The sequence below is a fragment of the Sporomusa sp. genome, assembly GCF_035561155.1.
In the GTDB taxonomy this organism is placed as follows: Bacteria; Bacillota; Negativicutes; order Sporomusales; family Sporomusaceae; genus Sporomusa.
In genome coordinates, this window is record NZ_DATMYD010000062.1 from 1 (window position 1) to 17,841 (window position 17,841).

General features: G+C 49.0%; 13 protein-coding genes, 1 riboswitch and 1 other annotated feature (1 of these 15 only partly in view). Of the genes, 3 read left to right on the forward strand and 10 right to left on the reverse strand.

Annotated features, from left to right (window positions below; translation table 11 throughout):
* Window positions 1–51: 51 nt before the first annotated feature.
* Window positions 52–3,147, reverse strand: a complete 3,096-nt coding sequence (locus VN447_RS07115; RefSeq protein WP_325524255.1) for an efflux RND transporter permease subunit — start codon at window positions 3,145–3,147, stop codon at window positions 52–54.
* Window positions 3,147–4,274, reverse strand: a complete 1,128-nt coding sequence (locus VN447_RS07120; RefSeq protein ID WP_325524256.1) for an efflux RND transporter periplasmic adaptor subunit — start codon at window positions 4,272–4,274, stop codon at window positions 3,147–3,149. Before VN447_RS07120 ends, VN447_RS07115 begins: the two co-directional genes overlap by 1 nt.
* Before the next feature lie 283 nt (window positions 4,275–4,557).
* Between VN447_RS07120 and VN447_RS07125 the strand changes: the two genes are divergently transcribed.
* A complete protein-coding gene (locus VN447_RS07125) occupies window positions 4,558–5,367 on the forward strand; it encodes a hypothetical protein (protein ID WP_325524258.1) in 810 nt (269 codons plus the stop codon).
* A gap of 2 nt (window positions 5,368–5,369) precedes the next feature.
* Here VN447_RS07125 and cytX read toward each other — a convergent pair whose 3' ends face one another.
* The 6 genes from cytX to VN447_RS07155 form a co-directional block, all read right to left on the reverse strand.
* Entirely contained in the window at window positions 5,370–6,575 is a 1,206-nt protein-coding gene (cytX, locus tag VN447_RS07130; RefSeq protein ID WP_325524260.1) for a putative hydroxymethylpyrimidine transporter CytX, read from the reverse strand.
* Entirely contained in the window at window positions 6,568–7,374 is an 807-nt protein-coding gene (gene thiD / locus VN447_RS07135; protein WP_325524262.1) for a bifunctional hydroxymethylpyrimidine kinase/phosphomethylpyrimidine kinase, read from the reverse strand. The genes cytX and thiD overlap by 8 nt, the downstream gene beginning before the upstream one ends.
* 67 nt (window positions 7,375–7,441) lie before the next feature.
* Window positions 7,442–7,554, reverse strand: a riboswitch (TPP riboswitch).
* 57 nt (window positions 7,555–7,611) lie between these two features.
* Complete coding sequence (locus VN447_RS07140) at window positions 7,612–7,755, reverse strand: hypothetical protein (RefSeq protein ID WP_325524264.1); 144 nt, start codon at window positions 7,753–7,755, stop codon at window positions 7,612–7,614.
* A 121-nt stretch (window positions 7,756–7,876) separates the two neighbouring features.
* Window positions 7,877–9,034: an MFS transporter gene (locus VN447_RS07145; protein WP_325524344.1), complete on the reverse strand. Its 1,158-nt coding sequence runs from the start codon at window positions 9,032–9,034 to the stop codon at window positions 7,877–7,879.
* Window positions 9,035–9,168: 134 nt separating this feature from the next.
* Entirely contained in the window at window positions 9,169–11,196 is a 2,028-nt protein-coding gene (locus VN447_RS07150) for a putative bifunctional diguanylate cyclase/phosphodiesterase (RefSeq protein WP_325524266.1), read from the reverse strand.
* A 107-nt stretch (window positions 11,197–11,303) separates the two neighbouring features.
* Window positions 11,304–11,438 carry a hypothetical protein gene (locus tag VN447_RS07155; protein ID WP_325524268.1) on the reverse strand — a complete coding sequence of 45 codons (135 nt, stop codon included), beginning with the start codon at window positions 11,436–11,438 and terminating at the stop codon, window positions 11,304–11,306.
* A gap of 109 nt (window positions 11,439–11,547) precedes the next feature.
* Here VN447_RS07155 and clpB point away from each other — a divergent pair, with 109 nt between their 5' ends.
* Complete coding sequence (gene clpB, locus VN447_RS07160) at window positions 11,548–14,130, forward strand: ATP-dependent chaperone ClpB (protein ID WP_325524270.1); 2,583 nt, start codon at window positions 11,548–11,550, stop codon at window positions 14,128–14,130.
* A 186-nt stretch (window positions 14,131–14,316) separates the two neighbouring features.
* Window positions 14,317–15,396 carry an HD-GYP domain-containing protein gene (locus VN447_RS07165; RefSeq protein WP_325524272.1) on the forward strand — a complete coding sequence of 360 codons (1,080 nt, stop codon included), beginning with the start codon at window positions 14,317–14,319 and terminating at the stop codon, window positions 15,394–15,396.
* A gap of 90 nt (window positions 15,397–15,486) precedes the next feature.
* On the opposite strand, the gene VN447_RS07170 is transcribed toward VN447_RS07165, so the two are convergent.
* Complete coding sequence (locus VN447_RS07170; RefSeq protein WP_325524274.1) at window positions 15,487–16,794, reverse strand: phenylacetate--CoA ligase; 1,308 nt, start codon at window positions 16,792–16,794, stop codon at window positions 15,487–15,489.
* Window positions 16,791–17,378 carry a tryptophan transporter gene (locus VN447_RS07175; protein WP_325524276.1) on the reverse strand — a complete coding sequence of 196 codons (588 nt, stop codon included), beginning with the start codon at window positions 17,376–17,378 and terminating at the stop codon, window positions 16,791–16,793. The genes VN447_RS07170 and VN447_RS07175 overlap by 4 nt, the downstream gene beginning before the upstream one ends.
* Before the next feature lie 313 nt (window positions 17,379–17,691).
* Window positions 17,692–17,841, reverse strand: a binding site (T-box leader) (it continues 111 nt past the right edge of the window).

A 17,841-nucleotide genomic window follows, 5' to 3' on the forward strand; every position in this document is an offset into this window, starting at 1 on the left:
TTATTAAAAAGCGCCCGCTTACCGAAAATCCGGTAGGCGGGCGCTTCTAGTTTATACAGAGACTTCTGTTTTTCTCTTATTACCGCTCCACTTGGTTTTCATTCTGTCAATTAAGAGATATACCAGCGGCACAATAACCAGCGTTAGTATTGTCGAAGTAATCAGACCGCCGACAAGTACCACACCCATGGATTGACGCAGTTCGGCACCGGCACCAATGCCTAAAGCGATTGGCATCATACCGAAGATCATAGCGGCTGTTGTCATGAGAATCGGGCGCAGCCGCACTGATCCTGCTTCAATTAAAGCCTCGGTAATGCCCAGGCCCTGCTCACGCAGGGTGTTGGTATAGTCAACCAACAAAATGGCATTCTTAGTTACCAGACCCATCAGCATAATCACCCCAATGAGTGACATAATATTGAGGGTTTGTCCGGCGATTAAGAGGCCCAAAATAGCGCCGATAAACGAGAACGGCAGGGATAGCATAATCGTGAGCGGATGGATGAAGCTTTCGAACTCAGCCGCCAGCACCATGTAAATCAGGGCAATGGCTAAAAGCAACGCACTGCCGATCTCCTTAAAGGAGTCCTGCATGGTTTGAGCTGAACCGACAAACTTATAAGAATAACCAATTGGCAGATTAAGGCTCGGCATCAGTTCCGTCACCTTATTGATCACGTCACCGGCTGATACGCCGATAGCATTGGAATATACAACAACCTGCCGCTGACGAGCTTCCCGGTTAATCTCGTTAGGTCCGGCCGATAGCTTGATATCAGCAATCTCACCTAACCGGACAAAGCTGCCGGTCTTGCCGGCAATCCGCAGGTTAGCCACATCATCCATGCTCATACGGCCCTCAGCCGCTACCTGCACGCGGATGTTGTAGTCACTGTCACCAGCGTTGTAACGGTTACGGGTAGTTGAACCCATAAAGGCCATCTGCACTGTATTCGCGACCGTGGCAGCATCTAAGCCAGCGTCACTGACTCGTGTAGGATTAAGCTGCACTTCCACCTCAGGCACCGACTGTTCTGTAGAAATGTCAACATCGGTCGTGCCTGGGATTGATTTAATCTTTTCAACAAGCACCTGAGCATTCTGCATCAGTACATTCAGATCAGGGCCGCGCAAGGCTACCTGCACCGGGCGCGAATCACCCCGGCCCACACCCTGTCCGGTCTGTACGGCAATTTTTAGGTTGCCGACAGTCTGGACCTTGAGACGGAGCTCATCCATAATTTTGTTCATCGAGCGCTTGCGTTCACTGGCAGGTTTAAGGCGAACCCCGATAGTAGCTTTGTTTGTCTGGTTGCCTGAACCGATAGTGATATAGGAGCTTTCCAATTCGGCAATTCCCAATACGTCCTGCTCAATCGGGATTGTCAGCTCCTTCATCTTATCCAGCGACGTGCCAGGTGGCGCTGACAGCACCACGCTAAACTCACCTGAGTCATAGGTGGGTTGGAACTCGGTTCCTAAAAACGGCAGCAGCAGGCCATTGATAAACAGAGACAATACCGCCAGTGCGACCAGCTTTTTAGGACGCTCAAGCGCCCAAGTCAAGGTCTTGCGATACCAGGCCTGGAGCGCCTGGAAGGCTTGTTCAAATCTGGTTAAACCGGCTTCCAGCCAGCGTCCCGGGCCTGAAGAAGCACCAATTCCATGTCCTGACTTAAGCCAGTACGCCGACAGGGTAGGTGTTAAGGTAAAGGCGACAAACAGCGAAAACGCAACCGCAAAGGCAACTGTCAACCCAAACTGCTTAAAGAATTGACCGATAATGCCGGTCATACTGCCTACCGGCACAAATACTGCCAGAATCGATAAGGTAGTCGCCATAACAGGCAGAGCAATCTCACTTGTACCATCGCGTGCGGCTACCAGCGCCGGCTTTCCTTGCTCCATATGACGGTAGATGTTTTCGATGACAACGATGGCATCGTCAATCAGGATACCGACCGCCAGGCTGAGCCCCATGAGCGACATGTTGTTAAGCGTAAAGCCCATTGTTTTCATCATGAAGAAAGTGGCAACAACTGAGGTCGGGATGGCTATCGCGCCAATGATGGTGGCGCGGATATTTTGCAGGAACAGAAAGGTGATAACAACAGCCAAGAGACCGCCGAAGACCAGCGACATCATAACGTCATGCACACTATCATTGATATACGTTGAGCTGTCACGGGTAATCTGCACCTTAATATCGGAAGGCAATGTTGTCTGCAGGTTGTTGATGGCCTTTTTTACCTTAGTGGCAACGTCAACGGTATTAGTGCCAGACTGCTTCTGCACCGACACCAATACACTGGGCTCGCCGTTGGCCCGGGCAATTGTCCGGACTTCCTCCCAGCCATCAACAACTTCAGCGACATCATTAAGCTTAATCAGGCGCCCATCCTGGTTGGCAACAATAATGTTTTTGATATCGTCAATGCTTTTATATTTACCTAAGGTACGGACTGTAAGATCCATGCCTTTTTCGATAACGTGGCCGCCAGGGGCATTAAGATTCTGGCTATTTACAGCATCCAGCACCTGCGGCATGGTAATCTTGTAGGCTTCCAATTTCTTATGGTCAAGTTGGATCTGAATTTCACGACCAGCCGCACCGTAAACACTAACATCGGCCACGCCGTCAATCCGCTGCAACTCGTCTTTGACAACATCAACCGCCAGCTTACGGATTTCGCCCGGACTTTTGGTGTCAGACGACAAACTCATAAACACGACTGCCTGTGCGCCAATGTCAAACCGTTGAATGACCGGTTCGTCAATCTGGTCAGGCAGACGTTTACGAACAGTAGCGACTTTTTCACGCACTTCGTTGGCGGCCAGCTTCGGATTTGTGCCAAACTCAAACTCAATGACAACCTGGGATACGCCCTCACGAGTAACTGAAGACAGGTTTTTAATCCCAGACAGTGAGCTGACAGCATCTTCAATTGGTTTGGTAATCAGGCTTTCCACCTCTTCTGGTGAAGCGCCGCTATAGCTTACAGATACTGTAACAATGGGAAAGTCAACATCAGGGTTGAGGTCAATACCAAGTGATGGGTATGCCTTAAGACCGAATACCACCAGCAGCATGACCAGCATGACGGTAAATACCGGCCTCCTGATAAAGGTGGCAATAGCGTTCATTACTTATCACCGCCTTGTACCGGCGTAATCGACATACCATCCTTAACCTTATTCTGACCAGCAACAACAATGGTCTCACCGGCACTAACACCGTCAAGCACCTCGGCCCAGCCGTCGCCCATATAGCCTAACTTGAGCGTCCGTTGTTGGACTTTGTTATCAGCGGTTACCACAAATACTGTTTTTTGATCTTCTTTGAGCACTAATGCACTTTCAGGAACGGCCACCACACCCTGGTGTACCTTAGCTGGCGCGGCTACTTTCGCAAACATGCCAGCCTTAATACTTCCCTGGTCATTAGGGATGGTAATTTCGGCAGCAAAAGTACGGGCCGGGGTAGATGCTACCGGTGACAGACGGGTAACCGTACCGGAAAACTCCTGACCGCCTAAGGCATCCACTTTCACCTTAACCACGGCGCCTACTGTCAAGTCATCGATTTGTGATTCGCCGACAGTAGCTTTAGCCAGCAGTGTGGTAGTATCAGCCACAGTAACAATGGCGGAACCAGCCCGGACGAAGGTCCCGGCCTGGAAAAAACGTTTAGTTACTACACCATGTTTGGGTGCAGTCACAGTAGCGTTACCTAGCTTTTCCTGTAGCAGCATTACATTGCCTTCCGCAGACCGGACCTGACCTGCGGAAAGGTCGCGCTTGGTACGGGCGGTGTCAAGCATCTGCGCAGATACAGCGCCCTGACCAGCTAGCGTCGAATAGCGCCAGTAATCAAGTTGTGCCTGCTCCAGGCTGGACTTAGCGGCCATCAGATTGCCCTCAGCCTGTACCACTTGAGCAGCCAGTTCACTGGTGTCAAGCTCGGCGATAACAGCGCCGGCCTCAATAATATCGCCTTCATTAACAGAAAGCACGTTTATCCGTCCGTCAACTTTTGCCGAGATATCAGCACTCCACACCGGCTCCAAGTTAGCAGGAAACACTAGCAAAGGCGTAATGTCCCGCCGGCCAACCGGCGCAACCTCAACGGCAGCGGCTTGTACCTTGGTCATTTGGCTGGCCCGGGCTTTATTGCCGGCAATATTAGCATAGATGCGATAGCCGACAACACCAGTTAACGCCACAACAACGGCTAGGCCGATGGCTAATCGCTTATTATTTGCAAACAGCATGGTATCATCCTTTCGCTATAATTTGTAAGGCAATCGTCAGACAAGGGCATCGTCCCCATGTCTTGCATTAATCAGGCTGACTATCCAACCAGATTTATAGTATATCAATTTATTACGAAAAATGATATACAAAAATAAAGAAACCGCTATACTAAATCAGCGGTTTCTTCTAGCATATATTATATTTTTTGTTAATGGCGGTATAATTCTCCATTCAAACACATACGCCATATAGTATAAGTGTCATTCGAGGGTGAGTAGTCTGTGAAGGAGAGGGGTTACCATGGCCATTATTACCAATACTTGCACTAGTACCTGCGATAGCACCAGTTCTACCTCTGACACCAATACTAGTAGCAGCAAAAGCACCAGCACCAGCGCCACTACCAGCACTACCACTGATAATATCTCACTCATCAATACCCTTTTAGCTGACATCAACGCCGTTATCCCCAACTATTCCTCACTTGTCGCTTCATACCGGCTGCTGGTAGGGGCATCCGAAGAAGTTCAGCGCACCCCGGGCGTACCGTTTGAAATATTCGAACGGGCAGTTATCCGCTATGACCGGGCCGGCACACTTATTGACATACTCAATGAGCTGTTATGCTGTAAGATAGCATTCAGCAGCGAGCTTTTAAGTATTACATGCGCCCCCATTGATATAGTAAAAATTGTGACTAACTGCATTACGTCATCAGCCGATGACCAGTGTGCCACTGCCGAACAGATTGTAGTGCTTGAAGCGCTCCGTCAAACATTGTTCCGCCGCTGCAACGGCACCTCCTGCTTCGGCCCACCGCCTGAAGGTATTACGCCACATCCTCCGCCTGAGAAGCGAGACGCGCCGCCACAAGCTACGCCTAGGCCTGTAGACATCGAAAGTGATCTTGAAACAACTGAGAAGCTTGAAACAGAAGTTACCCCTGTTTCCAAACCGAACAAGCTGCACAACGCTTCACCACAAGCAAAACCTCCGTCTGTCGACACCGAAAGTGATCTTGAAACAACCGAAGAGCCTGAAACAGAAGCTACCGCCCTTTCCAAACCGAACAAGCGGCACAAAAGCCCTTTAACCCGCAGGCACATATAGTCTTAACCAGCAGCCTTGGCCGCTCGGATAGTCCGCCAGCCCGCCATTAACCGAGCGAATACCGCATATATAGCACCTGTAATAATCATCACCGGCACTGTCGCCCCAACAACTAAGTCCAAATTGACAAACTGGTAATACATAACAACACCTACTATCCAAACAAGGACCGCGCCCCAGTTGACCAGCAATCCAGTGTCAACCTGCTGACGGCCTAAGAGAAAATAGTCGGTCAAGAGTATGGCAAACAACGGAGCAAACACCGAGCCAATGGCATATAAGAAGCTTTCATACTGCTCAATGTTAATGACAATCGCCAGTGCGGTTCCAACAACAGTCATGGCCAGCGCCATTTTACGTTCACTGGCTTTAGGCACAAGATTGGTGCAGGACACCCCGGCAGAATACGCATCAAGAAAGGTTGTTGTTACTGTCGACAATATAACAATCCCCAGTGCGGCCAGACCAAGGTTAGCCGCCAGCATCATACCCGCCGGGTCTGAGTCGCCAGTCACAATAGCCGCCCCCAGGCCAATTAGGTACATCCAGCAGCTGCCAGCAAAATAGCCGATCCAACTGCCCCACGCCCCCCCGGAGGTTGTTTTGGAAAAACGCGTATAATCGGCAATCAGCGGTAGCCAGGACAGCGGCATAATTACACTTAACTCCAGAGCCCCGCCAAAAGTCATCTCGCCTGCCGGCTGTTTGGTGAAAAGCTCACTATTAGTAAACACTACACCGCTTAAGATAACAGTAAGAGCAAATAACAGCACAACAGCTGCCGAGTTAAGCTTCTTCAACCCGTCTTTACCGGCGGCTATCCACAAAAAAATAAGTGCGCCGATCACAAGGCTCCACAGTGTCATATGATCAAACGACCATAGCATTTTGGTAATCTGGTTGACCGACCTCCCACCAGCCACAATCATAACTGCGGTCCAGCCGATTAACTGCATAATATTTAAGATAGCAAACAGATAGGAGCCATATACACCAAACGAAATTCTGGTCGTCACGATAGCCGGCAGCTTGGTCTGACTGCCAATAATGCCCCCCAAGACTAAAATTGTCGTACCTACAAGATGGCCAAGCACTATGGCAGCCGCCCCCTTGGCAAAACCCAGCGGCGCGAAAAGGCCTCCGGTAATAATCTCTGCAATTGATACTGCCGCGCCAAACCACAGCAGCATATAATTTATGCTAGTCATCTAACATCCCTGCCTTCTTGTATAAACTATAAAAATGATGGGTAGGCCCTACTCCCTTACCGATAGACAGCGAATGTTCAATCGCCACCGTGATGTACTCTTTGGCCGCCGTTACCGCAGCTGCCACCGGTAAGCCCCGGCCTACGCCGGCGGCAATGGCCGACGACAGCGTGCAGCCTGTACCATGAGTATTTTTTGTGGCAATCCGGCGTGATGGCAGATAAGTAAACTTTTCTCCATCAAATAAGATATCTGTCGAATCGCCGTTTAGATGCCCGCCTTTCATCAGCACACTCTTAGGGCCTAGTGCAAAGATAGCGCGCGCCGCCACTTCCATGTCGGCCAGGGTGGTAATTTTTTGTCCGGTGATGACCTCTGCCTCAGGAATGTTGGGGGTCACAATGGCTGCAAGCGGCAGCAGCTCCTCAATAAGCGTAACCTCTGCCGCCGGATTCAACAGATGATAGCCACTTTTGGATACCATAACCGGGTCAACAACAATATTTTCAGCCCCATATTCCCTTAACTTAGCGGCAATCGTTTTGATAGTTTCAACTTGGGACACCATACCGATTTTAACGGCAGCCACCTCAATATCATCGAAAATAGCGTCTATCTGTTTGGCAATTACCTCTGGCGTAACATCCTGCACAGCAAATACCCCCTGGGTATTTTGCGCAGTAATGGCTGTAATGACACTCATACCAAACACACCATGAGCAGCGAACGTTTTGAGGTCGGCTTGAATGCCGGCGCCGCCGCTAGAATCTGAACCGGCAATTGTTAATACATTTTTCATATCCTCACCTCACGACAAAAATAGGCACAAGTATATCCGTATAGGAATACTTGTGCCCTCGATACTGATGACAGCAAATTAGCTTCCCTACGCTGGTATTATCCAGAATCAGGTTAAAGGGTCAAAGATATCAAAGGATCTTTATCTCAGCTGGCCTATCCAGCCCCCCTAGCCCAAGTTATTAAGTTAATTGAATTTTAACATATTTTTCCTTAGAAGGCAAGCTTTTGCGGTTACCTATTCAGACATATAATCGGGGCTAAACTCGGTAACATACTGCCAAGCCTGTTCAGTAAAGCCTTCATGGCCAGCTTGCTGGGCTTCGCCCATAAGATATAACCAAACATAGTCCGGTGCTGTCATAACGCTCTCGTTAGCCATAGTGTGCCCTCCTTTTCTCGTAGGAAAATAAAAAGCCTTTGCATTTTTGCAGAGGCTTCATTGCCACAACTATTTAATTTGTTTTATTATATGTCGTTTCTTGTAAATATTCCACGAAATTTTAATTATTTAGAATTTCTTTTCCCTCTTTTACAAAAAGTGTCAGTATAAAGCCAAGTACCGGCAGGACAGCCAAAATGTCAAATACCACCGGCAGCGCCCAGATATCGGCCACCCGCCCCAAAGCAAGCACCCCCATTGAGCCTAAACCGACGCTAAAACCAAGTGTTAGGCCTGAAGCCATCCCAACATTACGGGGCATCATGCGCTGAGTAAGTACAAGGCAGCCGGCAAAGGCCGCTGAGAGTAAAGCGCTGGCAGCTGCCAACAGGGCAAAAACCACAGACCCTGAACTTATATTAAACAGAGCTAACAGTAAACTAATTGGCAGAATCGAATAAAGCATCACCCGCTTGCTGCCATACTTATCACTTAGCACGCCGCCAGCAAGCGTACCGGCTGCTCCGCCTGCTAAAAATATGGTAAGTAACCAACTGGCATAAACAGGATCACCATGTAGGTATGATACATAATAAAGCGGAATAAATGCTCCAATACTAGCGCTTACCGTGGCCCTGACCAGAGTAACACCCAGCAGGGCCATTAACGGCAAGGAGATCATCCCAACAAGATTTCCTAACGGCTGAGCCGGTTTACCTGTAGGTAAAGGTAAGCTCGCGGCCAATCGATACAGCGGCCAAACTGTTATCAAGCAGGGAATAATATACAGTCCTAACATTGCATCAGAACCAGTGGCTAACAGCACACCCATGATTAATGAGCCGCCAGCAAACCCGGCATTCCCCCCTACCACAAACATACTAACGCCCTTGCCCTTGGCCTCGCCACTCAGGCGATTCACCGTTTTAGCACCTTCCGGATGGAAGGCGGCAATCCCAAGACCAGTTAACGCAGTAGAGAAGACGAGCAGCCAGTAACTTGTCAGCATTAATGAAGCCAGCATACCCAGCCCAGAAATCAGACAGCCTGCCGCCATGAGCCAAGGGCGCGGGGTGCGGTCACTTAAGTAGCCGAACAAAGGCTGTATCACCGAAGAAGCGAGGTTTTGCGTTAAGGCAATAAGACTTACCTGGGTATAACTCAAGCCAAATTTGGCTTTAAAATAAGGCAACGCTACTAACAGCGCACCCTGAGAAAAATCAGTCACCATGTGGGCAGCTGCCACAAGTAATACCGCTTTAGGCACTGTTCTAAACATATTCAAGACCTCAAAACCTCCTTTGTGAACCAATTTCTATATAGTTTCCAATACAGATTTACAGGCGTGCTGTTAGCATAAGTGGAAGTCAAACGCCAGCGGTTGAGCGTTAAACAGCCCACCAAAAGCAAATCTTAATTAATTTCATATAGTTTATTTATAAATTCAGCCGGCGGCAGAGGCCGGCTAATCAGATACCCCTGAATGATATCGCATTTTTCCTGTGTAAGATATGATAACTGGCTCTCAGTCTCTACTCCTTCAGCAACAACAATCAATCCTATTTGATGCGCCAGATCAATAATACTACCGGTAATGGCCGCATCAATACCGCCGACGGCAATATCGTCAACAAAGGCTTTATCCATTTTGAGAACGGTAATAGGCAGCCTTTTTAAATAAGTCAGCGATGAGTAGCCGCTGCCAAAGTCGTCAAGGGCAATCCGTACACCCATGCTTCTTAACTCACCCAACTTGCGGACATTATCTTCGAAGCGCTCCATCAAGACACTTTCAGTAATCTCAATCTCCAGATGCTCAGGAGGCAACCCGGTCTCTGCCAGCACCCCAGCCACTATGTCAACAAAATCATCTTGAATTAACTGGACAACTGACACATTTACAGACGCCCCTAGCCTTGTTTGACTGCTCACATAAAGCTCCTGGCTAAACGCGCAGGCTGTCTTGAGCACCCACTTGCCGATGCCCACAATCAAACCGGTTTCTTCGGCTAATGGAATAAACTTAAACGGCGGCACTCTGCCGCACTCAGGACTTTCCCATCTGAGCAGTGCTTCAAAGCTCTCAATCCGGCCGTTTGCTATATTATACTGCGGCTGATAATGCAGCCGCAGTTCTTGATTAGCGAGGGCCTGCCTTAAACTGTCCTCCATGCGGGTCTTTTCAGCTACAGCCTCATACATTGTCTGATCAAAGAATTTATAGGTACGTCTACCGGAGCTTTTGGCAGAGTACATGGCCGTATCAGCATTTCGGAGAAGTTCATCAATGCTTGTTCCGTCCTCAGGGTACATCGCAACGCCCGCGCTTGCTGTAGCATAAAAACGACGATTATTTATGGCAAAAGGCTGTTCAAATACCTTCATTAGTCTATCGGTAAAATCGCTGACAACCGTCCGCGCGCCCATACCGTGTAAAAAAACAATAAGCTCATCACCGCCCAGTCTGGCTACAACCCCGCACCCCTCCACCAGCGACGATAGCCTGCCGCCGATCTCGATCAGCAGCTTATCGCCCCAGGAATGACCATATGTATCATTAATAACCTTAAAATTATCAATATCGATAAAAATAAGCGCACCTTTAGTCCCGTCAAGCTCGCTTGCGGCTAAGACCTCACAAACCTTTTCCGTTAGCAGCGTCCGGTTCGGCAAACCAGTGAGAGAATCATAGTATGCCATTTGCCTGATTCTTGTTTCCTTCAGCTTGCTGTCGGTAATATCGGTAAGCGAGCCGGCAATTCGGACCGCCTTGCCATCATAATCAAATAATGCCCGGCCCCGTGCTAAGACCCATTTGTATTCACCACAGGCTGTTTTTATCCGGTACTCGGAAGAATAATAAGGCGTTTTGCCCTGCAGGTATTCTTCCAGCTTTGCTATCGATACAGCAGCATCATCCGGGTGGAGACGGGCTTGCCATCTTTCCAATATCTTTACAGACTTACCAGCAAAACCAATAATCTCATGACAGCGGTCTGACATTATTCCTATGCCGCTATTCAAATCAACATCCCACAAACCATCATTAGAGCCCTCGGCAACAAGGCGATACATCTCTTCATTTTGCCTGATTTTTTCCTCATTGAGGTAGAGTTCATTAAAATTTTGCCTCAGTTCTTCTTCCTGTGCAGCGAGCTCTTCATGAACGCCTGTCATCGCTTCATGCTGCTGCTGCAGCAATCGCTCTGTCTTACGGCGCTGACTGATATTGACCAAAAGATAGATCACTGCCATTACAAGGAAAAGGATTAGCGCACTTACGCCAATAACATGCTCTCTATCTAGTTCGTAAAAAGAGAACTTCTTCTGAATGATGACACTCTCAGGTGTCAACACTTGCGCCAGCGCCGGCTGCATTGAACCCAAGGCCAGGCAGGTGAGAACAGCTATAGATACCCGAATTGACAACTTACAAAACATTGTGCACCAGCTTCCCGTAATATTGTGCAATTGAAATGTCGCATTTTGTCTCCAGATACCATTATACAATAATTCACATCTTTGTTTAGTCAGTTTCTTCAGCTATATTAATTAAATTTTCTTTGTAATTTCACAAAGTCAATTAAGGTCAAAAAGTCAGTAAAGGTGAGTGCGGCTACGTCCGCTTTATTTAATAGCCAAAAAATCAGCCTACCAGGCCTAAAATCACCTGTTATTGCCATTAATCCGACTCCAATTAAGAACAGTTTTCTGCTAATATTTAACTGTAGACTTTAATAATGCATATCTCTCCAGGTAACCTCACATAATTTTTCTAAGGAGGTATAAATCATGAACAGCGAAAAATATACGCAGAAAGCGGCCGCTGCCATACAGGAAGCGCAACAATTGGCCGCCTTACACTACCATCAGGAACTAACAGCCAAACACCTTGCCCTTGCACTTGTCAAAGAGGCAGAGGGCATTATGGCTTATCTCCTGGCCCAGTTATCGATTGATGTCCGTTTGCTCACCGTTAAGCTTGAGCAGTTATTAAAAACCATTCCGTCTGTACGCGGCCAGGATAGCGGCTTACGGATGAATACCGCCATGGTGCGGGTGTTGGCTTTAGCCGAAAAACACGCCAAAGCCATGAGGGACGAATATATTAGTGTCGAACATTTACTTATGGCGATCACTGACGATGGCGATGCCGATTTGGTGAAAGTCTGCCGCGATTTCGGTCTGACTAAAAACCGTATCCAAGAGGTTATTGCCGAGTTTCGGCGCGGCCAGAGCATTACAACCGATAACCCTGACGAAAACCTGCAGGCGCTTACAAAATACGGCCGAGACCTAACTGAACTGGCCCGCCAGGGCAAACTTGACCCGGTGATCGGCCGGGACGAGGAAATCCGCCGGGTTGTCGAAATTCTCTCCCGCCGCACCAAGAATAATCCGGTACTCATTGGCGAACCGGGTGTTGGCAAAACAGCCATTGTTGAGGGATTGGCCCGGCGCATTATCGCTGGTGATATTCCTGAAACCCTGAAAAATAAGGCTGTGTATTCGCTTGATTTGGGAGCTATGCTCGCCGGCGCTAAATACCGCGGCGAGTTTGAAGAACGCTTGAAGACAGTATTAGGTGAAATCTCCAAATCCGAGGGCAAGATCATACTGTTTATTGACGAATTGCACACGGTTGTCGGTGCCGGGGCTGCCGAAGGCGCCATGGACGCCGGAAATATCCTAAAACCAATGCTAGCCAGAGGCGAACTCAGGTGTATTGGCGCAACCACGCTGAATGAATACCGTAAGCATATTGAAAAAGATGCTGCACTAGAACGCCGCTTCCAGCCTGTCATGGTAGACCAGCCAAGTGCCGAAGATACCATTTCCATTCTACGCGGCTTGAGAGAACGCTATGAGGTACATCATGGCGTAAAAATAAAAGATGCGGCGCTTGTCGCTGCTGCGGTTCTGTCTGACCGGTATATCTCTGACCGGTTTTTGCCTGACAAGGCCATCGACCTAATCGATGAGGCTGCTGCCAAACTCCGTACGGAAATCGATTCGATGCCCACCGAACTGGATGAGGCGCTCCGCCGTATTATGCAGCTTGAAATCGAGGAACAGGCGCTCAAAAAAGAAACTGATCCCTCATCAAAAGATAAACTCGGCCGTATCGGCCTGGAACTGGCTGGACTCAAGGAACAAGCAGACGCCTTAAAGGCCCAGTGGCAATTAGAAAAACAGGCCATTATCCGTCTGCGCGACCTAAAAGAAGAAATTGAAACTGTCCGCACTCAGATGGAAGCAGCCGAGCGGGCTTATGATTTAAACCGGCTGGCTGAACTCAAATATGGCCGATTGCCTGAACTTGAGAAGAAACTCAAAACTGAAGAAGAACAACTGACTCACAACCGTTCTCATAAAACCATGCTCAAAGAAGAAGTCGATGAAGATGACATTGCCAAGGTGGTCAGCCGCTGGACTGGTGTACCGGTAACCAAGCTCATGACCGGCGAGCGGGAAAAATTGGTCAACCTTGAGGCCATCCTCCACCACCGGGTCGTAGGCCAAGATGCTGCCGTGACAGCCATCAGTGAGGCGATCATCCGGGCCCGGGCCGGTATCAAGGACCCTAACCGCCCGATTGGATCTTTTATCTTCCTGGGTCCAACCGGCGTTGGCAAAACCGAATTAGCCAAAACCTTAGCTGAAGTACTGTTTGACGATGAGCGCAGCATGATCCGCCTGGACATGAGTGAATATATGGAGAAACATGCTGTTGCCCGCCTTATCGGTGCCCCGCCTGGTTATGTCGGCTATGACGAGGGCGGCCAACTGACTGAAGCTGTCCGCCGGCGCCCCTATAGTGTCCTCCTGCTGGACGAAGTAGAAAAGGCCCACCATGATGTATTCAATGTCCTGCTGCAGATCCTGGACGATGGCCGTCTTACAGACAGCAAAGGCCGTACCGTTGATTTCAAAAATACCGTTATCATCATGACTTCCAATATCGGTTCTCACGAGATTCTGAACAATGAGTTTACCGCCGCCAAAGAACGCGTGCTGGAACTACTGAAACACAATTTCCGTCCTGAGTTCTTGAACCGCATTGACGATATCATTGTGTTTAACGCCCTTACCGCCGCGCAGGTGGGTTTCATCGCCGCCATTATGCTGGAAACCCTCAATAAACGCCTACAAAAGCAGCTCAATATCAGCTTGTCCTGGGAGGATAGCGCCCTGGAACTGTTGTCCAGAGAAGGCTATGATCCGCAATTCGGTGCAAGGCCCCTAAAACGCTTAATTAGCCGCCTGGTTGAAACCGAACTAAGCAAGATGATTATTAAGGGTGAAGTACCTGAGGGCAGCAAGGTTAAGCTAAGCACTAACGCTGGAAAAATAACTATTAAAGTCCTTTCATAGACACCCACTATATAAGCACCTTTAAATCAGTTCTACTACAATCCCCGCATACGCCGGGGATTTTTTTCTAGGACTTTTGCACTAAACCACCATGACTTTAGGCTGATTGCATTCCACAAAAATCAACTTTATACTTATATTGCCAATTGTATGGTTTTTTTACTTATATTAAAGGGAGCTGGTAGTGTGTCAACCAGGATGATCGCCGTCAAAGAGTTGGTTTCCGGCATGGTTATCGGCGAACCAGTCCTGTCGGCCAGCGGCAAAACCCTATTGGGGAAAGATGTGGTTATCACCCCCCGCACCATTTCATTGTTGCTCATGTGGGATGTCAACAAAATCGTTGTCGTCGACGAAAGTACTACTCCTACATCTGAAAGCACTCAGGAACAGCCTGCTGCAGTTGCCGATCAGGGCAGTGTGACGGAAGAGTTCATCACCTTCTTTAAAGAGTATGACAGCGTGGTAACAACGGCCACCCAGTCTTTTGATTTCATCCGAAACAAGAATCAGATTCCGGTACAGGAACTTAAGGATACCTCCTTTAGCATCTACTCTACTGTACTTTCTACAGGCCCGGCTATCATGGACTATCTCTTGGTAAGCGACTACAATCTGGCCGACAAAGTGGCCCGCCACTCGGTTATGGTAGCCTTTATCAGCAGCATCATCGGGCGCAAACTTAATTTGGCCGACGAACAGATACATGTGTTGATTCTGGCCGGTCTCCTGCATGACGTAGGAAAACTGGTAATTGCTAAAGAGGCTGACGATCACCCCCATTCGCATGTCATAAACGGCGCCAAACTTCTCCAGCATGTACCGTCCATGCCGCAGGAAGTCCTGCTGAGCATCTTACAGCATCATGAATGTATGGACGGCAGTGGTTGTCCCTTAGGCTCCGTCGGGGATAAAATCCACCCCTATGCCAGAATCATTGCTGTTGCCGATTTCTTTCACCAGCAGGCCTATACCGGCGAACACGCTAATCCATTCCCTGTTTTAGAGTCAATGTCCAAAGAAATGTTCGGTAAACTTGACCAAGGCGTCTGTCAGCCATTTATCGGCCACGTCCGCGACTGCCTAATAAATTCGCCTGTACTCTTAAGCGACGAGCGCACAGGCCAGGTAATTTTCTTTAATGCCAATAAACTTGACCAGCCAGTAATTAAAACCGATACCGGCACAATCATTGATCTTGCCGCAACCAAACATATTTTTATCAAACGTCTCGTTAATCAGGAGTATTTAGCCAACGCCAATTAACACCAAGTGAGCATAACGCAAAAACGCAATGCCTGACCCCACACAACAAAAGGTCTGTTCTGACCAAAAAAACTCAGAACAGACCTTTCCTTATACCAATTTTCTATTATCTACAACTCGTTTGGCTTTACCTTCACTGCGTTCAATGGTACGCGGTGGCACCATCCGGACGTTGGCCTTAATGTTTAACACTGCCTTTAATTGGTTCTGGATTGTCTTTTCCAGGTTACTCAAGCCAGCCTCACCTAATTCTACATAACCCGCTTCAGTAGGTTCTACGAGAACGGTCAGTTCATCTAAATTGTTTTTCCGCTCAATTATCAACTGATAGTGCGGGGCAGTAGCCCCCATTTCCAGCAGAACACTCTCAAGCTGGGACGGGAAAACGTTAACACCGCGAATGATCAGCATATCATCACTGCGCCCGGTAACCCGTTTCATCGTCACTCCGGTTCGGCCACACGCACACGGCTTGCGCTCGATGGCTGTAAGGTCACGGGTGCGGTAACGCAGCATGGGCATACCTTCTTTAGTTAACGTGGTAATCACCAACTCCCCTACCTGCCCGTCAGGGAGTGTTTCGCCAGTCACTGGATCAATGATTTCCGGATAAAACAGATCTTCATGCAAATGGAGACCCTCCTGTAAGCGGCAATCGGTTGCTACGCCTGGACCAATGATTTCACTTAAACCATATACATCATAGGTGTTAACGCCAAACGCTTTTTCAATCTCCAGCCGCATACCGTCTGACCAGGCTTCAGCACCACAAAATATCGATTTTAGCGACAGGCTGCGCGGGTCGATCCCCTTTGCCTGCATTGCCTCAGCCAAATGCAACGCATAGGACGGCGTAACAACGATCGCCGTAACACCAAAGTCCTGCATCAACATGGCCTGCCGCACTGGATTACCCGACGAAGCCGGTACGATAGCGGCGCCTGCTTTCTCCGCGGCATAATGCATACCCAAACCACCGGTAAACATACCATAGTTAACAGCAACCTGAAAAACTGACTCGGGCTCCAGCCCACCGGCTACCAGCGTTCTGGCTAACGACTCTGCCCACATATCTAAATCGTTTTTCGTATAGGCCACAGCGGTAGGCCGTCCGGTAGTGCCGCTTGATGAGTGAAATCTGGCAATTTGTTTAAGGGGAACGGCGAGTAGACCGTAAGGGTAATTATCCCGCATGTCTTGCTTGGTCATCAGGGGTAGTTTTGTAATATCAGCAAGCGACTTGATATCTGCCGGCTTTACATCCACAGCTTCCATTTTTGCCCGGTAAAACGGAACATTGCGGTACACCCTGGCCACAAGCTCCTGCAACCGGCCAAGCTGTAGCTCCCGCATGGCTGCCACAGGCATTGTTTCTATCTCTTTATTCCAAATTGTCATTTACTAATCCCCTCTTCCTTAGATTTACCAGGCAGCCCTCCTAATAGCGCGGTCACCGGATAATAGAGCGCCTGAGCAATGACGGTGTTGGCTGCCGCCACGGTCAATACGACCGGCAGCATACCATAGAGATATACCGTAAGCGGTAGTCCAAGAATGAGTTTGGCCAGTGTTATAAACGTCAGGCCGCTGGCCAGTGTTCCACATAGAGCGCCAACCGCCGGCCGCAAATCCATACGCCCCACTTTCATGCTAAACGGCAGGCCAACGATAAGGGCGCACACGAAAGCGCCAACAGGTTCACTGATCAGGTTGCCATAAGGAAAAACTGATTTGGATGTAGCTAAGCACAGTGCTCCCGCCACCAGCCCGATGCTCATAGCCCGCCCGATAGATGGCCGGAACAGCACAATGGCCAGACAATACATAGCAATAATCCAATTAGGCGAAACCCCGGCAATGCTCGGGCTAACCAGCCTGAGAATTGCCCCAATGGCCAGCAGCATCGCCGATACCGCGGCCCACCGGAACCGCCCCTCCTGACCTGTTGTGATGGTTACCATTTCTGATTGCTTGTTTTCCACTCTAACTCCTCCTCGCAATTTTAAATAATGAACTGCCGGAATTGCAGAGAAGTCGTCAGCTGCTAGGCGCACTCGAGGACGGTCCGCGCGGCGTACAGGGGACGTACGTAAGCGGACCGCCCGGAGAGGGCAACAACGCAGATGGCGGCTTATCTGTAATTCTAAAATATTAGGCACAAAACATAAAAGGGGTGGTACGCTGAATGAAGCCCGCAGAAGCGACAACGCAGATGGCGGCTTATCCGCAATTCTAAAATATTAGGCACTAATAAAATATAAAAACCCCGTCTCTTTAACCATGCCTCAACATGATCAAAGGGACGGGGAATAACCCGCGGTGCCACCCTCGTTGGCCATGACAAATCATGGCCCGGCTTATCTAAGTACAGGATGAACCATCCGATACCCGCTTCCTGATAACGGCGGAAGAACCCCGACAGCTCCTACCCCGCCAATGCGGCTC